The following is a 24492-nucleotide window of genomic DNA, read 5'->3' on the forward strand; positions in this document are numbered from 1 at the left end:
CATGAGCTTTCAGAATCCCGTATTTATCCCTGGTCCAACGAACATGCCGGAGGAGATCCGCAAGTCGATTTACATGCCGACGATTGACCACCGTTCTCCCTTGTTTGGAGAGATTCTTCATCCTGCGCTTTCGGGTGTAAAGAAGGTTTTGAAGAGCGAGACGGCTGAGATTTTCATTTTCCCGTCGACTGGGACGGGCGGCTGGGAGACGGCTTTGACGAACACGCTGAGCGCTGGCGACAAGGTTCTTGCTGCGCGCAACGGGATGTTCAGTCACCGCTGGATCGACATGTGCCAGCGTCATGGTCTTGATGTTCAGGTTGTCGAGGCGACCTGGGGCACGGGTCTTCCTGCGGATCGTTACGAAGAGATCCTGAAGGCGGATACGAACCACGAGATCAAGGTTGTTCTGGCCACGCATAACGAGACCGCCACCGGCGTGAAGTCGGATATTGGCGCGGTGCGCAAGGCGCTGGACGCGGCCGGTCACCCGGCGATGCTGTTTGTTGACGGTGTGTCCTCGATTGCCTCGATGGATTTCCGCATGGACGAATGGGGTGTGGACATTGCCGTGACCGGTTCGCAGAAAGGCTTCATGCTGCCCGCGGGTCTGGCCATTGTGGGCTTCTCGCCCAAGGCGATGGCTGCGGTTGAGGGCGCGACCCTGCCGCGCACGTTCTTCGACATTCGTGACATGCAGAAGGGTTATGCCGCCAATGCCTATCCGTACACCCCCGCTGTCGGCCTGATGAATGGTCTGAAGCTGGCGACCGAGATGCTGCTGGACGAGGGCCTAGAGAATGTCTTTGCCCGTCACCACCGCATTGCCGAGGGCGTGCGCCTGGCGGTGAATGCCTGGGGTCTGGAGCTCTGCGCGCAGTCGTCGGATGTCTATTCCGACACGGTCAGCGCGATCAAGACGCCGGAAGGTTTTAATGCGACGGATATCGTGACCCATGCGGCCAGCAAGTACGGCGTCGCCTATGGCGTTGGTCTTGGCGAGGTTGCCGGCAAGGTGTTCCGGATCGGTCACCTGGGTCAGCTGACCGACGTTCTGGCGCTGTCCGGTATTGCCACCGCCGAAATGGTGATGGCCGACCTCGGCCTGGACATCAAGTTGGGTTCGGGCGTTGCCGCGGCCCAGGACTACTATCGCAACTCCACGGTCGCCTCGCAAAAAGCGGCCGCTTGATGAAGGACGGTCTCGACATGGAAATCCCTACCCTGGCGGACATGCTTGTTGCCCATGAGCGCATCAAGCCGCATATCCGGCGCACGCCGGTCCGCACCTCGAACTATCTCAACGAGCTGACCGGCGCGGAGATCTTCTTCAAGTGCGAGAACTTCCAGGAGCCGGGCGCCTTCAAGGTGCGCGGTGCCACCAACGCGGTGTTCGGGCTGGACGAGGAGCAGGCGAAAAAGGGTGTGGCCACCCATTCTTCGGGCAACCATGCGTCGTGCCTGAGCTACGCGGCGATGCTGCGCGGCATTCCATGCAACGTGGTGATGCCGCATACGGCACCGCAGGCCAAGAAGGACACGGTCCGTCGCTATGGCGGCAAGATCACCGAATGCGAGCCCTCGACCACGTCGCGGGAAGAGACCTTTGCCAAGGTGCAGGCCGCGACCGGCGGCGACTTCGTGCACCCCTATAATGACCCGCGGGTGATCGCGGGGCAGGGGACCTGTTCGAAGGAGCTTCTGGAGCAGACCGGCGGGCTGGACATGGTTGTCGCGCCGATTGGCGGCGGCGGCATGATCTCGGGCACCTGCCTGACGCTGTCGAACCTTGCTCCCGAGACCAGGATCATCGCGGCCGAGCCGGAGCAGGCTGACGATGCCTATCGCAGCTTCAAGGCGGGTCACATCATTGCTGATGACGCGCCCAAGACGATTGCGGACGGGCTGCTGGTGCCGCTGAAGGACCTGACCTGGCATTTTGTGTCGAACCATGTGTCGGAGATCTACACGGCCTCCGAGCAGGAGATCATCGACGCGATGAAACTGACGTGGAAGCACCTGCGGGTTGTCATGGAACCGTCCAGCGCGGTGCCGCTGGCGACGATTTTGAAGAACCCCGACGCCTTCAAGGGCAAGCGCGTGGGCGTGATCATCACCGGCGGCAATGTCGATCTCGACAAGCTGCCGTGGACATTGTGAAGGGAGCAACGACAATGAACAAACCGGTAAATCTCGACGGCCTCGAAGTTGGCTTTGACGTTCCCGCCCTGCCGGGCATGGACGAAGCCGACATCCAGACCCCCTGCCTTGTGCTGGATCTGGACGCGCTTGAGCGCAACATCAAGAAGATGGGTGACTATGCCAAGGATCACGGCATGCGTCACCGCACCCACGGCAAGATGCACAAGTCGGTGGACGTGCAGAAGCTGCAGGAAGAACTGGGCGGCGCCTGCGGCGTTTGCTGTCAGAAAGTTTCCGAAGCGGAAGTTTTTGCGCGTGGCGGCATCAAGGACGTTCTGGTCTCCAACCAGGTCCGTGAAGCGGCCAAGATCGATCGTCTGGCGCGTCTGCCCAAGCTTGGCGCCCGCACGATCTGCTGCGTGGACGACATCGCGAACGTGGCCGACCTGTCTGCCGCGGCGCAAAAGCACGGCACTCAGATCGAATGTCTCGTCGAGATCGATTGTGGCGCGGGCCGCTGCGGTGTGACGACGACGCCGGAAGTTGTCGAAATCGCCAAGGCGATCGACGCGGCAGAAGGCCTCAAGTTCTCGGGCATCCAGGCCTATCAGGGCGCGATGCAGCACATGGACGACTACAACGACCGCAAAGAGAAGATCGACATCGCGGTTGCCATGGTGAAAGACGCAGTCGACACGCTGAAGACCGAGGGTCTTGAGTGTGACATCGTCGGCGGCGGCGGCACCGGCTCCTACTACTTCGAGAGCGACTCGGGCGTCTACAACGAGCTGCAGTGCGGTTCCTACGCGTTCATGGATGCCGATTACGGCCGTATTCTCGATCAAGACGGCAACCGCATCGACCAGGGCGAGTGGGAGAATGCGTTCTTCATCCTCACCTCGGTGATGAGCCACGCCAAGGCCGACAAGGCCATCGTGGATGCCGGTCTCAAGGCGCAGTCGGTCGACAGCGGTCTGCCGACGGTCTTTGGTCGCGATGATGTCGAATACATCAAGTGCTCGGACGAACATGGCGTTGTCGCCGATCCCGGCGGAGTGCTGAAAGTGAACGACAAGCTGAAGCTGGTGCCCGGTCACTGCGACCCCACCGCCAATGTTCACGATTGGTATGTCGGCGTCCGCAACGGCAAGGTCGAAACCGTCTGGCCGGTCTCGGCCCGCGGCAAGGCCTACTGATCCGGCCGGACCTGACGAAAACCTCTCCCCGGGCCACGATGGTGGCCAGTTCCTTGGGGGGTCGGGTGTGCCGACCCCCGCTTTTTTGAAGGAATCACAATGCTGATTGTCCCTGAAAAAGAAATCGCCGACCTGATGACCCGCGATGCGGCCTTTGATGCCGTCGAGAAGGTCTTTGCCGCCATGGCGTCGGGCGATGCCTACAACTTTCCGGTCGTTCGCGAGGCGATCGGCCACGAAGACGCGCTTTACGGCTTCAAGGGCGGCTTTGACCGCGCCGGCCTGACGCTCGGCCTGAAGGCCGGCGGCTACTGGCCGAACAATCTGGAAAAGCGCGGGCTGATCAACCACCAGTCCACCGTGTTCCTGTTCGATCCCGACACCGGCAAGGCCAAGGCGATGGTGGGCGGCAACCTGCTGACCGCGCTGCGCACCGCAGCCGCGTCCTCGGTGTCGATCAAGCATCTGGCGCGTGAAGACGCCAAGGTGATCGGCATGGTCGGCGCCGGCCACCAGGCCACGTTCCAGCTGCGTGCCGCGCTTGAGCAGCGCAACTTCGAGAAGGTGATCGGTTGGAACTACCACCCGGAAATGCTGCCCAATATCGAAAAGGTCGCGGCCGAGGCCGGCGTGCCGTTCGAAGCGGTCGACCTGCCGGGCATGACCGAAGCCGATGTCATCATCTCGATCACCTCTGCCTTCGCGCCGTCGCTGATGGCCGATCACGTCGCCCCCGGCACCCATGTCGCCTGCATGGGAACCGACACCAAGGGCAAGCAGGAAGTCGAAGCGGCCCTGCTGGCACGCGCGTCGGTCTTTACCGACGAAGTGGCCCAGTCGATCTCGATCGGCGAAGCCCAGCACGCCATCGCCGAAGGCCTGATCAAGGAAAACGACATCGCCCAGGTCGGAGCCGTCATCAACGGAACCAATCCGGGACGCACAAGCGATGACCAGATCACCCTCTTCGACGGAACAGGCGTCGGGCTGCAAGACCTCGCCGTCGCAGACGCCGTCGTCGACCTCGCAGTCAAAAAAGGCATCGCGATCGAGGTCGATTTCTGATGAACGCGGGCGGGCATGGATTTGCCCGCCTGATCCTTCCCGATCGCTAACAGAGCGTCAGGCGGCCTGTTCACTTTCGATCTGATGAAAGATCGCCTGACCGCGTTTTACCACGAAATCCACGAACAGCCGCACTTTGGGGTCCTGCAATTTCTTGTGGGGATAGAGGCAGCCGAAAATGGCGGCTGCCGGGGGGGTCTGCGGCATCACTTCGACCAACCTACCGGCATTCAGATGGTCTGCGACCTCGAACCGGGGGCGATTGATGATCCCTCGCCCTGCAACGGCCCAATCGACCAGCACCTCGCTGTCATCCGTGTCGAACTTCCCCGAAAACTCGTATTTCTTCTGACCATCCCAGGTTTCGAGCACCCAGAAATACTCGGGTGATCGAGGATAGCGCAGAAGCAGGCAGTTGTGATCTTTCGCCAGATCTTCGGGGGTATGCGGCGTTCCGAAGCGCTCGAGATAGTCTGGCGCGGCGCAGAGCACCCTGCGACAATCGGCGATTTTTCGCATTTTGAGGTTAGAATCCCGGGGCAGGCCGACAAAAAACGCCAGATCAAGCCCCTCGGCCATGATGTCCACCTTGCGGTCGGAGATGCGCAGCCGCACTTCTGTTGCAGGATACTCCTCGACGAATTCCGGTATCAGCGGTGCAATGATGCGATGACCAACCCCAAGAGGCGCGGCGACCCTGATGGTGCCGCGCGGCGTGTCCGAGAATTGTGAGACAACGGTTTCGGCCTCTTCAATCGATTCGAGGATCTTTCTGGCCTCGGAGTAGAATCGTTTTCCGACCTCGGTTGGGGTCAGGGATCTGGTCGTTCGGTTGAACAACCGGACGCCCAGATGTTTCTCAAGTTCCTTGATCCGCTTGCTTGCCACCGCCGGAGTCAGCCGCAGGTCGCGTCCGCCCGATGTTATGCTGCCCAATTCGACCACGCGGGCAAACACCCGGAGACTTTCGACATAAGCCATTGGAATAAAGCCTTTTCCCTATTTCTTGCAGACGCGATCGCCTGTTCGGGCAATCCAGTGCAGGCACAAGTTCTGCAGTCCCATCTAACTACTTTATCCAATCTGTTGAAAGTATTTTGCGAATGGGGCGCTTTTTGCGGGGCAATAAACCTGTCAGAACTATCAACCAAGCAAACGGAATGAACCGCAATCCAGCTTTAGGAGCCCAGATGGCAGACCGAACAGACATACGCTTTCTGCTGAACGGAGACGAAGTCTCGGTCAGCGATGTGCAGGCAACCTTGACCCTGCTGGATTACCTGCGGCTCGAAAAGCGCCTGACCGGTACCAAGGAAGGCTGCGCCGAAGGCGATTGTGGTGCGTGCACCGTGCTGGTGGGCCGCCTGCATCAAGGTCAGTTGCACTATGAGACAGTAAACGCATGTATCCGGTTCCTTGCTTCGCTGAACGGCTGCCACGTTGTCACCATCGAACACCTTTCCGGGCCGAATGGTCGCCTGCACCCGGTGCAGGAAGCAATGATCGAGTATCACGGCAGCCAGTGCGGGTTCTGCACCCCGGGTTTCGTGATGTCGCTCTATGCGCTGTGGATGGAAAACCCCAAGCCGACCGAAACGCAGGTCGAAACGGCTGTTCAGGGCAATCTCTGCCGCTGCACCGGCTATGAGCCGATTGTGCGTGCCGCTCTTGCGGTCAACCAGTATGGCAGCCCGGCAAATGACCATCTCAACGCCGAGCGTGACACCGTGACGGCCCAGTTGACCGAAATTCGTCAGACGGCTCGCATCGTGACCGGGCCCGACGATGACCGCGCCATCCTGCCGCTGAATGTTGCCGATCTGGCCGAGGTTCTCGCCGAGAACCCCAAGGCGACCATCGTTGCCGGCTCTACCGATGTGGGGCTGTGGGTGACAAAGTTCATGCGTCCGATTTCGCCGGTTGTCTTCATCTCGCATCTCGAAGAGCTGAAAACGATCGAAAAGACCGCTGACGCGCTGACCATCGGCGCCGGTGTGACCTATAGCGAAAGCGAAGACGCCATCCGCGAAGCATTCCCCCATCTGGGCGAATACTGGGATCGCATCGCCGGCTGGCAGGTGCGAAACATGGGAACCATCGGTGGCAATGTTGCCAACGGATCGCCCATCGGGGACACTCCGCCGGTATTGATCGCACAGGGCGCTGAGGTGACCCTTCAGAAGGCAGGCGGTTCGCGGACCCTCCCGATCGAGGACTTCTTCATCGATTACGGCAAGCAGGACCGTGAGCCCGGCGATTTCGTGGCCTCGATCCGCATTCCACTAGCCGGTGAAGGCCAGATCGACGCCGCCTACAAGATTTCCAAGCGCCGGGACGAAGACATCTCGTCCGTTGCCGCCGGGTTCAGCGTGACCGTGGCAGATGGTGTGATCACCGCCGCCCGCATTGCCTTTGGCGGCATGGCTGCAACACCGAAGCGCGCCGCCAATGCCGAGGCTGCGCTGGTTGGGCAGGCCTGGAGCGCCGAGGCGTTCGAAGCTGCCGCAATCGCGCTGGCGCAGGATTTCACGCCGCTCACCGACTGGCGTGCTTCGTCCGAATACCGGTTGCTGGTGTCGCAGAACCTGCTGCGCCGCTTCCACCTTGAACATGATGACGCGCAGGGCCAGCCCGCTCGTCTGGCAGTCGCGTGAAGGGAAAGACAATGAAGGACCATCAGACCATCAATGGCGCCGTTCACCACGATCTGAAGCATGACAGTGCAATCAAGCATGTCACCGGCCGCGCCGAATACACTGACGATATCGGCGAACCGGCAGGCACGCTGCACGCCTATCTGGGAGTGTCGACCGTCGCGCACGCGAATATCAAGGGCATGGACCTGACTGCTGTGCGCAATGCACCCGGCGTGGTCGATGTTCTGACCGCCGACGATATTCCCGGTGTGAACGATGTGAGCCCGACCGGGCGCCATGACGAACCCGTCTTTCCGACCGAGAAGGTGGAATTCCACGGCCAACCAATCTTTGCCGTTGTTGCCGAAACCCGCGATGCCGCGCGCCGCGCAGCCGAGCTGGCCAAGGTCGACTATGAGATCCTGCCGCATGCGCTGGACCCGGTCGCCGCGAAAGAGGCCGACTATCCCCATGTCACCGATCCGCTGACGCTCAAGCGGGGCGACGTGGAAGAAGGTCGCAAGACGGCGACCAACCGGATCAAGGCCCAGATGACCGTCGGTGGTCAGGACCACATGTATCTCGAAGGTCATATCGCTTTCGCAATCCCTGGCGAAGATGACGACGTGATCGTGCATTGCTCGACCCAGCACCCGAGCGAGGCGCAGCACATGGTGGCCCATGTTCTGGGTGTTCCGTCCAACGCTGTCATCGTGAACGTGCGCCGCATGGGCGGCGGGTTCGGCGGCAAGGAAAGCCAGATGAACCTGTTCTGCGCGGTGGCTTCGGTTGCTGCAAAGAAGCTGAACTGCCCGGTCAAGATCCGCCCGGATCGCGATCAGGACATGACGGCCACCGGCAAGCGCCACGACTTTGTCATCGATTATGACGTGGCCTTTGACGATGACGGACGGATCCAGGCGGTTGAGGGCGAATTTGCTGCCCGCTGCGGCTGGACCTCGGACCTGTCCGGCCCGGTGACCGACCGTGCGCTGTTCCACGCCGACAACGCCTATTTCTACCCGCATGTTCTGCTGAACTCGCGCCCGATGAAGACCAACACGGTGTCCAATACCGCCTTCCGCGGGTTCGGCGGGCCGCAGGGCGTCGTGGTCGCAGAGCGGATGATGGAAGAGATCGGCTATGCGCTTGGCAAGGACCCGCTGGAGATCCGCAAGGCGAATTTCTACGGCGAAACAGACCGCAACATCACACCTTACCATCAGACCGTCGAGGATAATGTCATTGGCCGCGTGGTCGAAGAGCTTGAGGAAAGCTCGGACTATCAGGCGCGTCGCAAGGCAATCCTTGAGCACAACGCCAAGGGCGGCATTCTGCGCAAGGGCATCTCGCTCACCCCGGTCAAGTTCGGGATCTCCTTCACCGCAACCTGGTACAACCAGGCCGGTTCGCTGGTTCACGTCTACAATGACGGTTCGATCCACCTGAACCACGGCGGCACCGAGATGGGGCAGGGGTTGAACACCAAGGTCGCACAGGTTGTGGCCGATGCCTTCCAGGTCGATTTCGACCGCATCAAGATCACCAAGACCACGACCGAGAAGGTGCCGAACACCTCGGCCACCGCGGCCTCGTCCGGTTCGGACCTGAACGGCATGGCAGCGCTTGACGCAGCCGAGCAGATCAAGGCGCGTCTGGTGAAGTTCGCTTCGGAAAAGTGGGGCGTTTCAGAAAGCGAAGTCCGCTTCCTGCCCAACAACGTTCAGATCGGCGCCGAAACCATCGCATTCGATGATTTCATCAAGCAGGCCTATATGGCGCGGGTGCATCTGTCGGCGGCAGGTTTCTACAAGACGCCCAAGATTCACTGGGATCGTGCCTCGGGCACCGGTCGTCCGTTCTATTACTACGCTTATGGTGCGTCCTGCTCGGAAGTCACTATCGACACGCTCACCGGCGAATACCGGGTTGATCGCACCGACATCCTGCATGACGTCGGCCGCTCGCTGAACCCGATTCTCGACAAGGGGCAGGTCGAAGGCGCCTTTATCCAGGGCATGGGCTGGCTGACCACTGAAGAACTGTGGTGGGATGACAAAGGCCAGCTGCGCACTCACGCGCCGTCGACCTACAAGATCCCGCTGGCCTCTGACCGCCCACGCGTTTTCAACGTGGACCTCGCCGACTGGTCTGAGAACCGCGAGATGACCATCAAACGGTCCAAGGCCGTGGGCGAACCGCCCTTCATGTTGGGTATCTCGGTGTTCGAAGCCCTGTCGATGGCGGTAGCAAGCGTCAACGATTATAGCGAATGCCCTCGGCTTGAAGCCCCGGCCACGCCCGAGCGTGTGCTGATGGCGGTCGAGCGCCTGAAAGGGAAAGGCTGAAGCCATGTCTGCTGTCGCCCGTCTCCAAGAGTTTCTCGGTTCCGGCCCAAGCGCGCGGGTTAGTCTGACGCGCGTAAGGGGTTCCTCCCCCCGCGAGGCCGGAACCGAGATGATTGTTCGCCCCGATGCGCTGTATGGCACGATCGGCGGCGGACAGCTGGAACACCGGGCGATTGATGCAGCACGCAAGATGCTGGCCGAAGGCGGAAGCGAAATTCATCTCGATTTGCCGCTGGGGCCGGAAATCGGCCAGTGCTGCGGCGGTCGGGTCGAGATCGAAGTGAAGCGGATGGATGCGGCCGACAAGGAATGCGCGCTGGAGGAAGCCCGCGCGGCCGACGCCGATCAACCGGCGGTCTACATCATGGGCGCAGGTCATGTCGGACGTGAACTCGCAAACCTGTTCCAGCACATGCCCGTGCGGACGATCCTTGTTGATCAGCGCGCCGAAGAGCTGGAGCAATCGCAGGCGCAGGTCGAAAAACGGCTGAGCGCCATCCCCGAAATCGATATCACAAATGCACCCGAGGGCAGCGCGTTCATCGTTCTGACCCACGACCACGCTCTGGACTTCCTGCTGGCTTCGGTCGCGCTGGAACGAGGCGATGCGGCCTATGTCGGGCTGATCGGCTCGGCGACCAAGCGGGCCAAGTTCCGGAGCTGGTGCAGAAATCAGTGTGATGGGCTGTCCATCGCACCCCTAATCTGCCCCATCGGGGCAGGCGGTAGCCGTGACAAACGGCCGGCCGTGATCGCCGCCCTTGTGGTGGCAGAAGTGATCACGGCACTGACCTCTGAAACTACCGCATTTTCCCCCGAATGGGGCACTGTCACGCATATCGCAGCGCAGTGAAATCACACCGGCCGGGTGCACGCGCGCTTTGTTGAAAAGCGCGGGCGTTCCCGTTCGGCCTGAAACCAAGGAGGTCCCCAATGCGGGAAGGGAGTTACACCTACAAGCTGTTTCATCGCAGCGACTTCAGCGCGTTCTGGGCGCTGTTTACCGATAACCTGATCAACCTGATGGTTCTGGCAGGTATCTGTCAGTTTGTTTTCCAGATGCCGGCGGAAATCGTGTTCGGTCGCATCGTTCCCGGCGCCGCCGTTGCCATCGTGGCCGGTATCATCGCCTATGTCATTCTGGCAAAGCGCGCTGCCGCTCAGCACGGCCGCGACGTAACGGCGCTGCCTTATGGCATCTCCACGCCGGTGATGTTTGTTTACCTGTTCGGCGTGATCGGTCCGATCTACTGGTCGACCAACGACGCAACGCTGGCCTGGCAGGTCGGTATCGGCGCCGGCTTCATGGGCGGTATCGTTGCCGCACTGGGAGCTCTGATCGGCCCGTTCCTGAAGAAGGTCACCCCGCGTGCGGGTATGCTCGGCACCCTGTGTGGTATCGCGCTGGTCTTCATCGGCACCGTGCCGCTGGCTACGATCTTCGAGAACCCGTTCATCGGTTTTGCCTCGCTGATCATCATTCTCTGGGGTCTGGTTGGCCGCTTTAAGCTGCCGTTCAACATTCCCGCCGGTCTGTTGGCGCTGATGGTTGGTACCGTTGTTGCGCTGCTCACCGGTCAGGCGTCGATCAGTGCTGACGGCATGGGTGTCTACCTGCCGCTGCCCTATGTCGGTGACCTTGTTGCTGGTATCCAGCACCTGTTTGCCAACCCCGAGCTGTTCCTCGTGCTGGTTCCGGTGCAGATCTACAACTTCATCGAAACCATGAACAACGTCGAGAGCGCCGAAGCAGCGGGCGACCACTACCCGGTTGCCACCTGTCAGGTCGTCGACGGTGCCGGAACCATGATCGGTGCGGTCTTTGGTTCGCCGTTCCCAACCACCGCTTATATCGGCCACCCGGCCTACAAGCGTATGGGCGCACATTCGGGCTACATCATCGGCGTTGGCGTCGTGATCCCGCTGGCTGCGTTCTTTGGTCTGCTGGCCTTCCTCAACAACCTGATCCCCGTGGCTGCTGCTGCGCCGGTTCTGGTGTTCGTTGCCCTGAGCCTGATCACCAACACGGCACATTCGGTCAAAACCGACCACATGGCCGCTGTCACCATCGCGATGATGCCGCATGTCTCGGCCTTCCTGATGGTCAAGTGGGGCTCACTGATGAACGCGCTCGGCGCAACCGGTGTCGAAGGATTGCCGCGTCTGGGTGACGAGGCACTGACTGCTGCTCTGTTGCAGCAGGGTGCCCACTACGAAGGTCACCTTGCCCTGAGCCAGGGCGCGATCATCACCGGTCTGGTCTGGGGTGCCATCGTGGCATCGGTGATCGACGGACGGTTCAAGAACGCGGGTGGTTTTGCCCTCGCCGGAGCCGTGATGTCATCCATCGGTATTGTCCACTCGGCCAGCCTTCAAATGCCGGCACTGGACGGAGTGACCATGGGCTACCTGATCTCGGCCGGCTTCCTGTTCATCTACCCGCTGTTTCACAAGGATGACGAGCTGGTGAACGAGAATGTCGTCGTCGACGAAGCACCATCGGCCCCGGCAGAATAACGCCTGATCCGAAGATCAACATGAAACTAGGCGGGCCGCACCTCAACCGGGTGCGGCCCGTTTTTCATTTTGGGAGAGCGCAAGTTTGGCGCCCGGCTCGACTTGATCAGACTGCTGTGCTCAAACCGCGCGAGTGATGCCGCCATCCACCCGGATGTTCTGGCCGGTGATGTATCCGCCGCCCTCCGAGGCCAGAAAGGCAACTGTTGCCGCGACCTCGTCATAGGACCTGCCGTAGCGGCCCAAGGGGATCTTTGCCTTGAAGTCGGGATTCTCCGGCAGGCTGTCGATGAAACCCGGCAAGACGTTGTTCATGCGAAGGTTGTCGGCGGCGTATTTGTCGGCATAGAGCTTGGTAAAGGCGGCGAGCCCGGCCCGCATGACGCCTGATGTCGGGAACACCGCATCAGGCTCAAAGGCGGCAAAGGTCGAGATATTGATGATCGTGCCAGATTTCTGTTCCAGCATGATCGGCGTGACCAACCGGGTTGGGCGAACCGCATTGAGGAAGTAGACGTCCATTCCGCGGTGCCAATCCTCATCTGTGAGCTCAAGCACCGGCGCACGGGGGCCGTGTCCGGCACTGTTGACCAGAACGTCGATGCGCCCCCACTTGTCTACGGTTGCGTCCACCAGATGCTTGAGATCGTCATTGGACTGGTTCGAGCCAGTCACGCCAATCCCGCCCAGCTCCTGCGCAAGCGCTTCGCCTTTGCCGGACGAGGACAGGATCGCAACCTTGTAACCGTCGGCTGCCAGGCGCCTTGCGCTGTCGGCGCCCATCCCGCTCCCGCCTGCCGTGATGATCGCCACTTTGGTGTCAGCCATGACATGTCTCCTCTGGCCTTGTGTTCAACTGGCGCAAGGATGCGCGAGGCGGCGGCATTTGACCAATCAGATTTGCTGATCTAACTCAGTAGAAAAACTACTATCAAGAAGGGTATTTCAATGCGGGAATTGCCTCCGCTCAATGCGCTCAAGGCGTTTGAGGCCGCCGGGCGGCACCTCAACTTCACTCGTGCCGCCGAGGAACTGGCCGTGTCGCAGGGGGCCGTGGCGCAGCATGTAAGGCAGTTAGAGGCCCGACTGGGTCAGAAACTGTTCTTTCGCGAAGCCCGCGGGCTGACCTTGACCGATGCGGGGCGTCGTTTTCTGCCACCGGTCAGCCGCGCCTTTGACATGCTGGCCGAAGCCTCAGAAAATCTGCGCCCGCAAGAAGCGGTGGTGACGATCAGCACGACCCCGTCCTTTGCAACCCGTTGGCTGGTTCCGCGGCTGGGTGCCTTTGCGCAGGCGCATCCGGAAATCCGAATTCGGATTGATGCTTCGAATGATCTGGCGAATTTTCAGTCAGACGGTGTCGACATCGCGATCCGGCAAGGGCGGACGGCCATTGGGCCAGGGCTCAGCGCTGATCTGCTTTTTGCATCGGACCTGATCGCGGTTTGTCATCCGGACCTGTTGGGGCAGATAACGGAAAAACCCGCGCTTGAGGATCTGGCCGATCATGTCTTGCTCGAAGACAGCCACGGACATTGGCCGCTGTTCCTCGAAGGTGTGTTCGGCGAAAATCGGATCCTCGAGATGAGATACACCCAGTTCAGTCAAACCAGCATGGCCATTGACGCAGCCCTTGCCGGGCAGGGGATTGCCCTGACCAGCCGGGCCTTCGTCGAAGCCGATCTGGCCGCGAACAGGCTGTGCCAGCCCATTCCGGCCACGGTTCAGACCGATCAGGGGTATTACGTGGTCGCCCCGCGCAAACCCCGGCACCCCTCTACGGTATCCGTTGTGCGGAACTGGTTGTTGTCTCAGGTCGACTGAGGGCCGCCCGCGACGATCGCCTTGGTCTTCCACTCAGCGCAAAGACGGGTAAGTTCAACTGGTAGGGGGGCATCCGTGAACAGGCTGTCGACCTGTTCCAGCGAGCCGATGCGGACCGGTGCATTCCGTCCGATTTTCGATTGATCCGCCACCACAAAGACCCTGCGCGACTGCGCGATGATGGTCTGGCTGACGTGAACCTCCTGAATGTCGAAATCGAGCATGTCGCCTGCGACGTCCAGCGCCGAACAGCCGATGACCGCATAGTCAAAGCGGAACTGCCGTATGGTGGACTCGGTCAGTGCCCCGGTCATGCCGCCATCGGACCGGCGCAATACACCACCTGCGAGGACGATCTGGCAGTCCTCATTCGGCGCCAGAATATTGGCGACGTTGATATTGTTGGTCACGACCATCAGCCCTTTGTGTTGTCCCAACGCCTGCGCCACTGCCTCGGTGGACGTGCCGATATTGAGAAAAACGGAGGATCCGTCCGGGATGTCCGAGGCGCAGGCCTGCGCAATGCGGATCTTGGCGTCTTCGTTGAGGGCGCGGCGGTCCTGATAGCCAATATTGACAACGCCAGAGCGTAAGACCGCACCGCCGTGGACCCGGTCAAGATGGCCGGCATCGGCCAGTTCGCTGAGATCGCGGCGAATGGTCTGAACGGTGACGTCAAACCGATCCGCAAGGCCATCAACGGTCACACGGCCTTCGGTCCGGGCAATTTCCAGAATATCGGTCTGGCGAAACGAAAGGGACATCACGGCTCCGATCCCAAGATGCGAAATAAAACGAACTTTTTGACGTTGTTTTCGGTCGTGTCTGCCGAAGAGTTGTTACTTCTCTTGCTATTCGAACAAAAACGAAAATAAAAGATGGTAATCGAATTTTGAGTCGCGCATCATGGATGCCGGCCGACGGCCGGCGGATATTGAACACCCAAGGAAATCGTCTCATGTCTTCAACGTCGAACTCCGGTAACGGAAGCAGCATCACGGACCTGTTCATCATTGGCGGCGGCGTAAATGGGTGCGGAATTGCCCGCGATGCAGCAGGTCGGGGTCTGTCAGTGATGCTGGCCGAGCGGGGCGATCTGGCTTCGGCCACGTCATCGGCGTCGACCAAGCTGTTTCACGGCGGATTGCGGTATCTTGAGTATTTTGAGGTGCGTCTGGTGCGCGAGGCTTTGGTTGAACGTGAAGTCCTGCTGCAAGCGATGCCGCACATTAGCTGGCCGATGCGCTTTGTGCTGCCAATACACGAGGACATGCGGTTTGATGCAGAAACACCCGCTTCTCGGCTTTTGGGCCTGTTTATGCCGTGGATGCGGGGTCGGCGTCCAGCCTGGATGATCCGAATGGGGCTGTTCCTTTATGATCAGCTTGGTGGGCGAAAGATCCTGCCGGGAACGGCCTCGATTGACTTGAAAACAGCCGCTGAAGGCACTGTTTTACAAGAAAAATACCAGAAAGCCTATGAATACTCGGACTGCTGGGTCGATGACGCGCGGCTGGTTATTTTGAACGCGCGGGATGCGGGGCGGCTGGGTGCGCAGATCATGACCCGGACCGAAGTTGTCTCGGCCACGCGGGCCGGCGACCTCTGGCGGATCAGCCTGCGCGAGACCGACACCGGAGAAGAGCGGCAGGTTGAGGCGCGATATCTCGTCAATGCAGGTGGCCCTTGGGTCGGGGACGTGATCCAAAACCGCGTTCACGCCCCGTCGCGGGACGGTGTGCGGCTGGTGCGCGGCAGCCATATCGTGACACGCAAATTGTTCGACCACGACAAGGCCTATTTTTTTCAGGGTGAGGATGGAAGAATAATATTTGCAATACATTACGAGAATGATTTCACCCTGATTGGCACCACTGATGAGGATCATGGCGATCCCTTCCAGCCTCCGGTCTGTACTGAATCCGAACAGGATTACTTGTGCACCTTTGCCTCGCAGTATTTTAGTCAGCCGGTCACGCGCGACGATATCGTCTGGACATATTCCGGCGTGCGCCCCCTGCATGACGACGGCGCCGGAAGCGCCACCGCAGCAACGCGAGACTATACCTTGAAGGTGGAAGCAGACGAAGGTGCGCCGCTGCTTAACGTGTTTGGCGGCAAGATCACCACATATCGCCGTCTGGCCGAAAGTGCGATGACTGAAATCGGGCGCCATTTCCCGGCTTTGCCGACGAATTGGACCGCTGGGGCACCGCTGCCGGGAGGTGATTTCTCTGTCGGCGATGTTTCGATTCTGACCAGTGGCATCAGGCAGAAATATAGCTTTCTTACAAATGCTTGGGCAGCACGCCTGATCCGGTCTTATGGCACGGAAGCAGCCGCGATGCTTGGTGATGCGGCCAGCATCGACGATCTTGGGCGCATGTTCGGTGGCACGCTTTCCGAGCGAGAACTGCTCTGGCTCATGGACCATGAGTTTGCCCGCCGGGCCGATGATGTGGTCTGGCGGCGAAGCAAGCTGGGCCTTCGGCTGAGTGCCGAGGAAATTTCCGAGATCGACGAATGGATGCGGTCCCGGGCCAGGCCCTCGAAACCGGCTCTGTAAAGGTGGTGACATTCGTGCGGGATTGATGCGCAGCGATGCAGGGTTGATCTGAAAAATCATGACCGCGGGCTTGCCGCGACAGGCGACTTTGCTGTCCAATGTCCGAAACGGAATTGATACGGAACGGATTGATACATGACGCATATTCTTGCCATTGATCAGGGCACGACGTCGTCGCGGGCCATCTTGTTTGATGCAGAGATGAAAGTTTCGGCAGTGGCGCAGCGCGAGTTTCCACAGCACTACCCGGCATCGGGGTGGGTTGAACATGATCCGGCGGATTTGTGGGAGACGACCCTGTACAGTTGCCTCGAAGTCATGAAGAAAGCCGATCTTTCGACACGGAAAATCGCAGCTATCGGCATCACCAATCAGCGCGAAACCACTCTGGTCTGGGATCGGGTCTCTGGTAAGACCGTCCACAACGCGATTGTCTGGCAAGACAGGCGCACCAGCGATCTGTGCCGCCAACTGCGCGAGGCGGGGCACGAGCAAATGGTGTCAGAACGCACCGGGCTGCTGCTGGATCCCTATTTCTCCGGCACCAAGCTTGCTTGGATTTTGGACAACGTCGACGGGGTGCGGGAACGGGCCGAGACCGGGGATCTGCTGTTCGGAACGGTCGACAGCTACCTGATCTGGAAGCTGACCGGGGGCAGGGTGCATGCCACCGATGCAACCAACGCTGCGCGAACGCTGCTGTATGACATCCGCGAAGGGGCTTGGTCGTCCGAGATCTGCGATTTGCTGAACGTGCCGATGAGCATGTTGCCCGAAGTGAGAGATTGCGCCGGGGACTATGGCACCACCGAACCGGAGCTTTTGGGAGGCGCCATTCGTATCACCGGGGTGGCGGGTGATCAGCAGGCTGCAACGGTCGGCCAGGCCTGTTTCCGCCCGGGCATGATGAAATCGACGTATGGCACCGGCTGTTTTGCGTTGCTGAACACCGGTGGCACACCGGTGAAGTCTCAGAACCGTCTGTTGACCACCATCGGCTATCAATTGAACGGCAAGCCGACCTATGCGCTTGAAGGGTCCATATTCGTGGCCGGGGCGGTGGTGCAATGGTTGCGGGATGGTCTGAAAGTGATCGCATCCGCGAAGGAGACACATCAACTGGCCGAGGCCGCAGACCCGGCGCAGGATCTGGTGCTTGTGCCGGCCTTCGTGGGGCTGGGAGCACCCTATTGGAATGCCGATTGCCGCGGGGCGGTCTATGGGTTGACCCGAAATTCCGGTCCGGCGGAATTTGCCCGCGCCGCGCTTGAAAGTGTCGGTTTCCAGACCCGGGATCTGTTGGAGGCGATGCGCGCGGACTGGGCCGCGCATGAGGCGTTGAGCGCACAGCCCGGCGATGAGGTCGACGCTGTTCTGAGAGTAGATGGCGGAATGAGCGCCTCGGATTGGGCGATGCAGTTTCTATCGGATATTCTGGGAGCCGAAGTTGACCGACCGGCGGTGCTGGAAACGACTGCGCTCGGGGCCGCGTGGCTGGCCGGGATGCAGGCGGGGATCTACTCTGACATGGATGGTTTTGCGTCGGGCTGGGCCCGTGAGCGGCGGTTTTCACCGCAGATGGATACGGCCCGGAAAGAAGACAGGTATGCCCGATGGCAAAAGGCTGTGGCCGCCACTCTGTCTGTGTGACCGATTTCTGGGCGCAACTGGCGGTGTTTCATTTCGTTTGATCGGATTTTCCAAAATCGGTGATCGCAAGAGGCAGCGGCGAAAATCCGAAAAATCAGCGCGAAGGATGGCAATTACAAGGGAATCGCGCGCTTTGACGTTAAATCCCCCTTTAATATGATCAAAAAATGCGATCCCATGTGGAAATCGAGACTCGGATCCTGAAACGGCACAGGAATATGGCCTGAGATCCGTGACGAAACAAGGAAATGCACGATGGATCTGCTTACCGCAAACGATCGGCCCGGCGCCTATCCGAACTCCTACTATGCGGCTTCGGCGCAGCATCTTGACCCGTTTCCGCAAGCTGCAGGCGGCTTGACAAGCGACGTTTGCGTGATCGGGGCCGGGTTCATGGGACTGTCCACGGCCTTGCATCTTGCCCGGCGCGGCTATGACGTGATCCTGCTGGATGCACAGCGTGTCGGTTTTGGCGCGTCAGGCCGGAATGGCGGGCAGGTCGGGCAGGGCCAACGACTGGATCAGGAAGAGCTTGAGCAGATGGTCGGCCCGGAACATGCCCGGGCCTTGTGGAAGATCGCCACGCAATCCGTCGAGCTGGTGCGCGATTTGTCGAAGTCCGACAAGGTTAACGCTGAATTCCATGACGGGATCATTCACACCGATCACAAGCCGGGCTTTGTGGCGCATAGCCGGGATTACGCCCGCAAGCTCAACGAGGAATACGGCTATGACAAGATCCGTTTTCTCGATCGGGAGGAATGTCGCCATCTGGTGAATTCCCCGGCTTACCACGGTGGCACGATCGACATGGGCGCCGGGCATATCCACCCGCTGGAGTTCGCCTTTGGCCTTGCACGAATGGCGCAGGAGGCGGGTGTTCGGATTTTTGAACGCTCCAAGGTCACCGGTGTCGAAGAAGGCGATCCCGCTACTGTCCGCACCGCTGGGGCCGAGATATCGGCGGGTCACGTGGTTCTGGGCTGCAACGGCTATCTGGGCCGCATGAATACGAAAGTTGCGGCACGAGTCATGCCGATCAACAACTATATCGTGGCCACCGAACCGATGGCCCCGGAAGAACAGGAAGAGCTGATCCGCAACAACCATGCCGTGGCCGACAGCAAGTTTGTGATCAACTACTTCCGCTTTTCCGACGATCACCGGCTGCTATTTGGCGGGACCGAGAGCTATCGCTACAAGTTCCCCTCAGATATTGCGGGTGCCGTGCGCAGTCCGATGGAGGAGATCTACCCGCAGCTCAAGGGCATACGGATCGATTATGCCTGGGGCGGAACTTTGGGGATCACCCTGAACCGGATGCCGCATTACGAGCGTCTGTCAGGCAACATCCTGTCGCTGTCGGGGTTTTCCGGACACGGCGTTGGAATGGCAACATTGTCTGGCCAGATCGCGGCCGAGGCGATCGCCGGGCAGGCCGAACGGTTCGACGTGATGGCCCGCGTGCCCAGCCCGCGTTTTCCCGGTGGAACCGCGCTGCGATCCCCGTTGATGGTGTTGGGCATGTTGTGGTTCTCTTTGCGCGACAAGCTGTGAGGTATCCGCGTTGAAGCGCATCTATGAACCGCTGGCTTATGGTGATCGCCCGATCCGCGACAGGTTCTGGGATGAAACCGTTACAGAGCCCAAGCCGGTCTTCCCGCAGCTCGAAGGTGAAATTTCAACCGAATTTGCAATCATCGGTGGCGGGTATACCGGGCTGTCGGCCGCGTTGAGGCTGGCGGATGCCGGGGCCGATGTGGTGCTGCTTGACGCGCAGACCCCGGGTTGGGGGGCGTCTGGGCGCAATGGTGGGCTGGTATCGGTCGGTAGCGCCAAGCTTGACGACGGCGCGGTTATTCGCCGATTTGGCAGGGCGGATGCCCAGCTGTTCTTTGACGCGGAGCGGGCGGCGGTGGATCTGGTCGAAGAGTATCTGGACAGATACGAACTCGACGTCGACCGTCATTCCGACGGCTATACCTATGTTGCCCATTCCGAACGCGCGGTTGCAGATGTGAAAGCCTATGGCGAGCATTATCGGGAGCGATATGGGTTATCCTACCAGTTCGTCGACAGGGATGCGCTGGCGTCCCATGGGCTGGCCAGCCCCGAGTTCCACGCTGCCGCACATTTACCGATCGGATTTGCCCTCAACCCGATGAAATTCGTGCTGGGGTTGACCGGCGCGGCGGAACGGGCAGGGGTAAGGTTGTTTTCCAACACGCCGGTCACGGCGGTGGAGCAGACCGGTGGCATTCTGCTGCGCACGCCGCGGGGGCAGGTCCGGGCAAAGAAACTGCTGGTCGCTACCAATGGCTATGGCAGTGACGATGTCCCGCCGGGGCTTGCCGGGCGCTATCTGCCGGTACAGTCCAACATTCTTGTGACCCGTCCGCTGACCGAAGCCGAGCGTGCTGCGCAGGGCTGGACCTCGCGGCAGATGCTGGTGGATACGCGGACATTGCTGCACTATTTCCGACTGATGCCCGACAACCGGATGTTGTTCGGCCTGCGCGGATCGGTGCGTTCCAGCGAGACCGAATTTGGGCGCACCAAGGCGCGGGCGCGGGCCGATTTCGACCGAATCTTTCCGGCGTGGCGCAACGTGGAGACAACACATTTTTGGTCGGGCCTGATCTGCATGACCCGGGATCTGCTGCCCTTTGCAGGTCAGTTGCATGACAATATCTGGGCAGGGTTTGCCTATCATGGCGGCGGCGTCGCGATGGCGCCGTATACCGGTGCGCTGATCGCGGATCTGGCGCTGGGGCGGGGGCCGTCCCGAACGGGCGCGATGGCTCATCCGTCGTTGATGCAGCGAAAGCTGCCGGCCTTTGAACTTGGCCGGTTCCGGCGATGGTCACTGCCACCGGCCTTTGCGTGGTACCGTCTGACCGACAGGTTTTGATCCTGTCGCAGCCCGTCAGGGCAATTCGGAGATTGCTGCGCCCAGATCAAGAACCCCGGCGCCGGTCCGGCCATTCCAGTTGCTGCCATCAACTTTTCTTGCAGTGTTGCGCAGCGTCGCGCGCAGGGCTGCCGGGTCGACTGTTGCGGGCTTCCACTTTTCGCGCAGGGCTGCCACCGCACCGGCGGCCAGTCCTGCCGCTGCCGAGGTGCCGGTCGAGCGCAACGACCGGTCGACATCTTCTGCAAACCACGATGGTGTGCAGAAATCGGGCTTCTCCGGCGGATCTCCGCCGGGGTTGAGCCCGGCCGGTCCCGGCCCTTGCGAGGAGGCCCCAATCCAGACCCGGTCGGGACGGACCGCGCCGACCGATGTGACTTTCGGATGGCCGTTGGCACCAAAGATGCTGCGTCCCGGCCCACGGTCATATCCCGACGCACGAGGGTCGGCGCAAAACTGTCCGCTGTTGCCGGCGGCAAAAATCACGTCATGGGATTGTCCGATCAGACCATGCAGATAGTTCAATTGGTGCAGCGGGTTGTTTGAATACTCTCCGTGGAGGGTTTCAGCAAAACGATTGACCAGCCCCCACGCGCTCAGCACGACCCATGGACCTTCGATGAATTCCATCATCCATTTCATGATCCAAAAGGCGAACAAGGTATCGGTCGTGAATGTCTTTATGTCGGTGATCCGCGCAGGCAGAACCGGCAAATCATAGATTTCTGCGTTCGGAGCAAGATCAAGAACAGACCTGAGCAGCATCGCCGTGTGTTCCCGCCGCGCCGGCGTATAGGGCCAGTCGGCCTGACCGGCCTTACGGAATACGCCGTCCACCTCCCAGTCGAGGCCGCCGCCGAACGTGCCACCCATGGACTCAAGATGGATTTTGTTAATGCCCTGATCGACGATGAAAACCTTGACCTTGTTACCGGTCAGGCTTTCGCTGTCGAGAGAGTCTGCCCCTATGACCTGCCGTGCCATCCGGCGTGTGCCAAACCGCACCCCGCGTCCTCGGCCGGCGCACCAGTGCTGGTTCCGATGGGCAGCGGTAAAGGGCAATGCCGTCAGTCCGACACCATAGATCCGTTCCAGTTCAGGGGTGCCTTCGTCGATCAGGTGCTGACGAAACTTGTCGAGAAAGATGCGGGCTTGGGCCCGGGTGTCATAGATGAACTCGTAACCATACCCTCCTGCGTTGGGCGGCATGGGCAGGGCGTTGCCGTTCTGATCCACCGGGGTCCAGGGGTTGACGAGAGGGGGAATGCCAATTGACGGATCCGGCGAAAAGTCCGTGACCGTTAGGTCGACGGTTTCCAGATTGGCACGTAGCCGAGCCTGACTCTGATCAAAAAGAAACATCTTGAATGACATGTCTGTCCCTCCGCGTGCTGCGTCCGGGATTATGGCCCGGCAACGGTAAATGAAATGACGGATCGGCCCGGAAAACCGGGGCGGAAAATTCTCAGATTTGTTTCGTCCTGCAATGCGCAACCGCAGGCTGCCAAACGGCCGGGGATGGCGCCCCGCTGGTTGCCGGCCAACCCTCACGCTTGACGGGAAAAACCATCCCGCCCCGGCAGTTCTGTCGCTACGGACCCGCCATGCGCGCTTCGCTTGATTAACTTTTACCGCGAATCGACACATAATGCACGGACAAGGGTGCATGGGGACGATGAGTGATATTTCTCACACGGATCGGACAAACCCGAAATCACCCCCCGTTTTGCATGACGAGACGCCGAAATTTGCGGCAGCCGGCGACGCAGAGTTAAGACCGGAAAAAGACGCAGATGCAAAACAGGGAGCGGTTTCGCGCGGTTTGAACCTGCTTGATGCCGAGGCCGGTGCCGCGGCAGAAACCCGCCCGAGCAAAGCCGATGCTCGCACGGGACGACGTCCGCTCTGTGTCTGTTTCGTGGACGTGGTTGGTTTCTCCGCCCTGATGCACGAAGACGAAGAGGGCACCTTTTTCCGGTGGACCGAGCTGCGCGAAGACGTGGTGATCCCGCTGCTCCGGTCGCACGACGGCATGTTGGTGAAAAGCACCGGCGATGGCATTCTTGCCACTTTCGAAAATGCCGACGCTGCTCTCAGATGGGGCCGTGATCTGCAGATACGCGCGCGGCAGCGGCGGCAGGGGCTCGCGCTTAGGGTATCGTTGAATTACTGCGCCGTTTTGCAGGATGGCAACGATCTGCTGGGCGACGGGGTCAACATAGCCGCCCGCTTGCAGGAGTTCGGGGCGCCCGGCGGCGTCATTTTGACCCGCGCCGTGCTTGATCGGATTTCCTCGGAGACAGAGTTTCCGACCCGCGACCTTGGGGCGCTGGAATTGCCCAAGCTGGGTGGAGTGGTGCAGGCGTTCGAGCTGGTGGTCGACGGCCGAGCCCTGCTGCAAAAGCCGGCCCTGCCATCGCGGCTTCCGTCGGTGGCGGTGATGCCGTTTTCCAATCTTGGCGGCGATGCCGAAGATGACTATTTCGCCTCCGGTGTTGTCGAGGACATCGCGGCGCTGCTGTCTCACCAAGGCGATCTGACAGTGATTTCACGGTCATCCACGCTGGCCTTTGCCCGGCAAGACATTGACCCCAAGGCCATCGGCGAAGCCCTGTCCGTCGGCTATCTCATCACCGGTGCCCTGCGGCGGCACGGGCAGAGGATCAGGGTGAACGCCGAGCTTCTGGATACGGGGTCAGGTCAGGTGGTGACCAGTCTGAAACGCGACTTCCATTGCGAGGACATGTTCGAACTACAGGACGAAATAGTCGAAGCGGCCTTGATCCACTTGCTGCCGGGATTGCGGGCTGCTGAACGGAGACGGGTCTCGCGCAAGCGGCCGTCCTCGTTCACAGCTTATGACTGTTACCTCAGGGCGCTGGACTTGATGGGAAGTCTGGAACGCAGCGAGTTTGATCTTGCCCGGGCGCATCTCGATCGTGCCGTCACGCTCGATCCCGAGTTTCCGGCCCCACTGGCCTGGGCAGCTCGCTGGCATAGCCTGAATATCGGGCAGGGTTGGTCCGAGAACCCGCGCAAAGAGGCGCAGGAAGCGGCGGAACTGGCCCGCCGGGCGATCAAGATCGATGAGCGCAACGCGCTGGCCTTGGCCACATACGGGCATATTCAATCCTATCTGTTCGGGGATTTTGAAACTGCCATCGAATATCTGGACCGGGCGCGACATGCCGACCCGTCCAGCTCGACGGCATGGCTGTTGTCCTCGATCACATTGTCGAGCCTCGGCCGCACCGACGAGGCCATATCGGCTGCTGAACGCGCCTTGCGGCTGTCGCCATTCGACCAGCGGCTTTTTGTTTTCTTCGCCTTCCTCGGCACTGTCCACTACGATGCCGGCCACTATTCCGAAGCGATCCAGTGGCTGACCCGCAGCCAGATCGAGAACCCGCGATACACCAGCGTGCTGCGGACATTGGCGGTGGCCCATACGGCAGCGGGGCAGCCGGAGGAGGCACGGCAATCGGTCCGGCGGCTATTGGAACTCGAACCGGATTTCTCGGTGGCGACATATCGCGCCGCTCATCGTCACTACCGGGATCCCAAGACGGCAGACCTGTTCAGTGACCGTTTACTGGAGGCCGGCGCCCCGGCGTGAATACGTACCTCCGACGAGACT

General features: G+C 60.4%; 18 protein-coding genes. 14 read left to right on the forward strand and 4 right to left on the reverse strand.

Annotation, left to right across the window (positions count from 1 at the left end; translation table 11 throughout):
- The first annotated feature begins 1 nt into the window (after nt 1).
- The 4 genes from bhcA to bhcD all read left to right on the forward strand — a co-directional run bounded on the left by bhcA (nt 2) and on the right by bhcD (nt 4403).
- A complete protein-coding gene (gene bhcA / locus ACP15U_RS17565) occupies nt 2-1192 on the forward strand; it encodes an L-aspartate--glyoxylate aminotransferase BhcA (protein ID WP_425045544.1) in 1191 nt (396 codons plus the stop codon).
- Entirely contained in the window at nt 1192-2160 is a 969-nt protein-coding gene (gene bhcB / locus ACP15U_RS17570) for a beta-hydroxyaspartate dehydratase BhcB (RefSeq protein ID WP_425045545.1), read from the forward strand. The genes bhcA and bhcB overlap by 1 nt, the downstream gene beginning before the upstream one ends.
- A 14-nt stretch (nt 2161-2174) precedes the next feature.
- Entirely contained in the window at nt 2175-3338 is a 1164-nt protein-coding gene (gene bhcC / locus ACP15U_RS17575) for a 3-hydroxy-D-aspartate aldolase BhcC (protein WP_425045546.1), read from the forward strand.
- A 99-nt stretch (nt 3339-3437) separates the two neighbouring features.
- The gene (bhcD, locus tag ACP15U_RS17580) at nt 3438-4403 is read left to right on the forward strand and encodes an iminosuccinate reductase BhcD (RefSeq protein WP_425046463.1); all 966 of its coding nucleotides are present in this window, start codon (nt 3438-3440) and stop codon (nt 4401-4403) included.
- 57 nt (nt 4404-4460) lie between these two features.
- Here the strand turns inward: bhcD and ACP15U_RS17585 are convergent, their stop codons facing one another.
- Complete coding sequence (locus ACP15U_RS17585) at nt 4461-5384, reverse strand: LysR family transcriptional regulator (RefSeq protein WP_425046464.1); 924 nt, start codon at nt 5382-5384, stop codon at nt 4461-4463.
- 209 nt (nt 5385-5593) lie between these two features.
- On the opposite strand from ACP15U_RS17585, the gene xdhA reads away from it, so the two are divergent.
- The 4 genes from xdhA (at nt 5594) to ACP15U_RS17605 (ending at nt 11904) form a co-directional block, all read left to right on the forward strand.
- Complete coding sequence (xdhA, locus tag ACP15U_RS17590) at nt 5594-7057, forward strand: xanthine dehydrogenase small subunit (protein ID WP_425046465.1); 1464 nt, start codon at nt 5594-5596, stop codon at nt 7055-7057.
- Nucleotides 7058-7068: 11 nt separating this feature from the next.
- The gene (xdhB, locus tag ACP15U_RS17595) at nt 7069-9387 is read left to right on the forward strand and encodes a xanthine dehydrogenase molybdopterin binding subunit (protein WP_425046466.1); all 2319 of its coding nucleotides are present in this window, start codon (nt 7069-7071) and stop codon (nt 9385-9387) included.
- Nucleotides 9388-9391: 4 nt separating this feature from the next.
- Nucleotides 9392-10240, forward strand: a complete 849-nt coding sequence (gene xdhC, locus ACP15U_RS17600; RefSeq protein ID WP_425046467.1) for a xanthine dehydrogenase accessory protein XdhC — start codon at nt 9392-9394, stop codon at nt 10238-10240.
- Nucleotides 10241-10320: 80 nt separating this feature from the next.
- Nucleotides 10321-11904, forward strand: coding sequence for a xanthine/uracil/vitamin C permease (locus tag ACP15U_RS17605; protein ID WP_425046468.1), 1584 nt, complete (start codon nt 10321-10323; stop codon nt 11902-11904).
- Between the two features lie 120 nt (nt 11905-12024).
- Here the strand turns inward: ACP15U_RS17605 and ACP15U_RS17610 are convergent, their stop codons facing one another.
- Nucleotides 12025-12732 (reverse strand): SDR family oxidoreductase, encoded by a 708-nt coding sequence (locus ACP15U_RS17610; RefSeq protein WP_425046469.1) that lies wholly within the window; start codon nt 12730-12732, stop codon nt 12025-12027.
- Nucleotides 12733-12852: 120 nt separating this feature from the next.
- Here ACP15U_RS17610 and ACP15U_RS17615 point away from each other — a divergent pair, with 120 nt between their 5' ends.
- The gene (locus tag ACP15U_RS17615) at nt 12853-13728 is read left to right on the forward strand and encodes a LysR substrate-binding domain-containing protein (protein ID WP_425046470.1); all 876 of its coding nucleotides are present in this window, start codon (nt 12853-12855) and stop codon (nt 13726-13728) included.
- Here the strand turns inward: ACP15U_RS17615 and ACP15U_RS17620 are convergent.
- On the reverse strand, nt 13716-14492 hold the full coding sequence (locus tag ACP15U_RS17620) for a DeoR/GlpR family DNA-binding transcription regulator (protein ID WP_425046471.1): 777 nt from the start codon (nt 14490-14492) through the stop codon (nt 13716-13718). The two genes, ACP15U_RS17615 and ACP15U_RS17620, sit on opposite strands and share 13 nt — an antisense overlap.
- Nucleotides 14493-14686: 194 nt before the next feature.
- Here ACP15U_RS17620 and glpD point away from each other — a divergent pair, with 194 nt between their 5' ends.
- From glpD to ACP15U_RS17640, 4 genes are all read left to right on the forward strand, one after another.
- Nucleotides 14687-16294, forward strand: coding sequence for a glycerol-3-phosphate dehydrogenase (gene glpD / locus ACP15U_RS17625; protein WP_425046472.1), 1608 nt, complete (start codon nt 14687-14689; stop codon nt 16292-16294).
- 135 nt (nt 16295-16429) lie between these two features.
- Nucleotides 16430-17944, forward strand: a complete 1515-nt coding sequence (gene glpK, locus ACP15U_RS17630; RefSeq protein WP_425046473.1) for a glycerol kinase GlpK — start codon at nt 16430-16432, stop codon at nt 17942-17944.
- Nucleotides 17945-18199: 255 nt separating this feature from the next.
- On the forward strand, nt 18200-19501 hold the full coding sequence (locus ACP15U_RS17635; RefSeq protein ID WP_425046474.1) for an NAD(P)/FAD-dependent oxidoreductase: 1302 nt from the start codon (nt 18200-18202) through the stop codon (nt 19499-19501).
- Nucleotides 19502-19511: 10 nt separating this feature from the next.
- The gene (locus ACP15U_RS17640) at nt 19512-20855 is read left to right on the forward strand and encodes an NAD(P)/FAD-dependent oxidoreductase (RefSeq protein WP_425046475.1); all 1344 of its coding nucleotides are present in this window, start codon (nt 19512-19514) and stop codon (nt 20853-20855) included.
- Between the two features lie 15 nt (nt 20856-20870).
- Here the strand turns inward: ACP15U_RS17640 and ACP15U_RS17645 are convergent, their stop codons facing one another.
- Nucleotides 20871-22229 carry a S8 family serine peptidase gene (locus ACP15U_RS17645; RefSeq protein WP_425046476.1) on the reverse strand — a complete coding sequence of 453 codons (1359 nt, stop codon included), beginning with the start codon at nt 22227-22229 and terminating at the stop codon, nt 20871-20873.
- 301 nt (nt 22230-22530) lie between these two features.
- Here ACP15U_RS17645 and ACP15U_RS17650 point away from each other — a divergent pair, with 301 nt between their 5' ends.
- A complete protein-coding gene (locus ACP15U_RS17650) occupies nt 22531-24471 on the forward strand; it encodes a tetratricopeptide repeat protein (RefSeq protein WP_425046477.1) in 1941 nt (646 codons plus the stop codon).
- Nucleotides 24472-24492: the final 21 nt, after the last annotated feature.

The sequence above is a fragment of the Primorskyibacter sp. S87 genome (genome assembly GCF_049801055.1).
Classification (GTDB): domain Bacteria; phylum Pseudomonadota; class Alphaproteobacteria; order Rhodobacterales; family Rhodobacteraceae; genus JBNAGF01.

Bases quoted from the DNA above. Each gene is read 5' to 3' on its own strand.
- xdhC (WP_425046467.1), top strand. From the start codon at position 9,392: ATGTCTGCTGTCGCCCGTCTCCAAGAGTTTCTCGGTTCCGGCCCAAGC.
- ACP15U_RS17585 (WP_425046464.1), bottom strand. From the start codon at position 5,384: ATGGCTTATGTCGAAAGTCTCCGGGTGTTTGCCCGCGTGGTCGAATTG.
- ACP15U_RS17645 (WP_425046476.1), bottom strand. From the start codon at position 22,229: ATGTCATTCAAGATGTTTCTTTTTGATCAGAGTCAGGCTCGGCTACGT.
- ACP15U_RS17605 (WP_425046468.1), top strand. From the start codon at position 10,321: ATGCGGGAAGGGAGTTACACCTACAAGCTGTTTCATCGCAGCGACTTC.
- bhcA (WP_425045544.1), top strand. From the start codon at position 2: ATGAGCTTTCAGAATCCCGTATTTATCCCTGGTCCAACGAACATGCCG.
- bhcB (WP_425045545.1), top strand. From the start codon at position 1,192: ATGAAGGACGGTCTCGACATGGAAATCCCTACCCTGGCGGACATGCTT.
- ACP15U_RS17610 (WP_425046469.1), bottom strand. From the start codon at position 12,732: ATGGCTGACACCAAAGTGGCGATCATCACGGCAGGCGGGAGCGGGATG.
- ACP15U_RS17615 (WP_425046470.1), top strand. From the start codon at position 12,853: ATGCGGGAATTGCCTCCGCTCAATGCGCTCAAGGCGTTTGAGGCCGCC.
- ACP15U_RS17650 (WP_425046477.1), top strand. From the start codon at position 22,531: ATGAGTGATATTTCTCACACGGATCGGACAAACCCGAAATCACCCCCC.
- bhcD (WP_425046463.1), top strand. From the start codon at position 3,438: ATGCTGATTGTCCCTGAAAAAGAAATCGCCGACCTGATGACCCGCGAT.
- ACP15U_RS17635 (WP_425046474.1), top strand. From the start codon at position 18,200: ATGGATCTGCTTACCGCAAACGATCGGCCCGGCGCCTATCCGAACTCC.
- ACP15U_RS17620 (WP_425046471.1), bottom strand. From the start codon at position 14,492: ATGTCCCTTTCGTTTCGCCAGACCGATATTCTGGAAATTGCCCGGACC.
- bhcC (WP_425045546.1), top strand. From the start codon at position 2,175: ATGAACAAACCGGTAAATCTCGACGGCCTCGAAGTTGGCTTTGACGTT.
- glpK (WP_425046473.1), top strand. From the start codon at position 16,430: ATGACGCATATTCTTGCCATTGATCAGGGCACGACGTCGTCGCGGGCC.
- glpD (WP_425046472.1), top strand. From the start codon at position 14,687: ATGTCTTCAACGTCGAACTCCGGTAACGGAAGCAGCATCACGGACCTG.
- xdhB (WP_425046466.1), top strand. From the start codon at position 7,069: ATGAAGGACCATCAGACCATCAATGGCGCCGTTCACCACGATCTGAAG.
- xdhA (WP_425046465.1), top strand. From the start codon at position 5,594: ATGGCAGACCGAACAGACATACGCTTTCTGCTGAACGGAGACGAAGTC.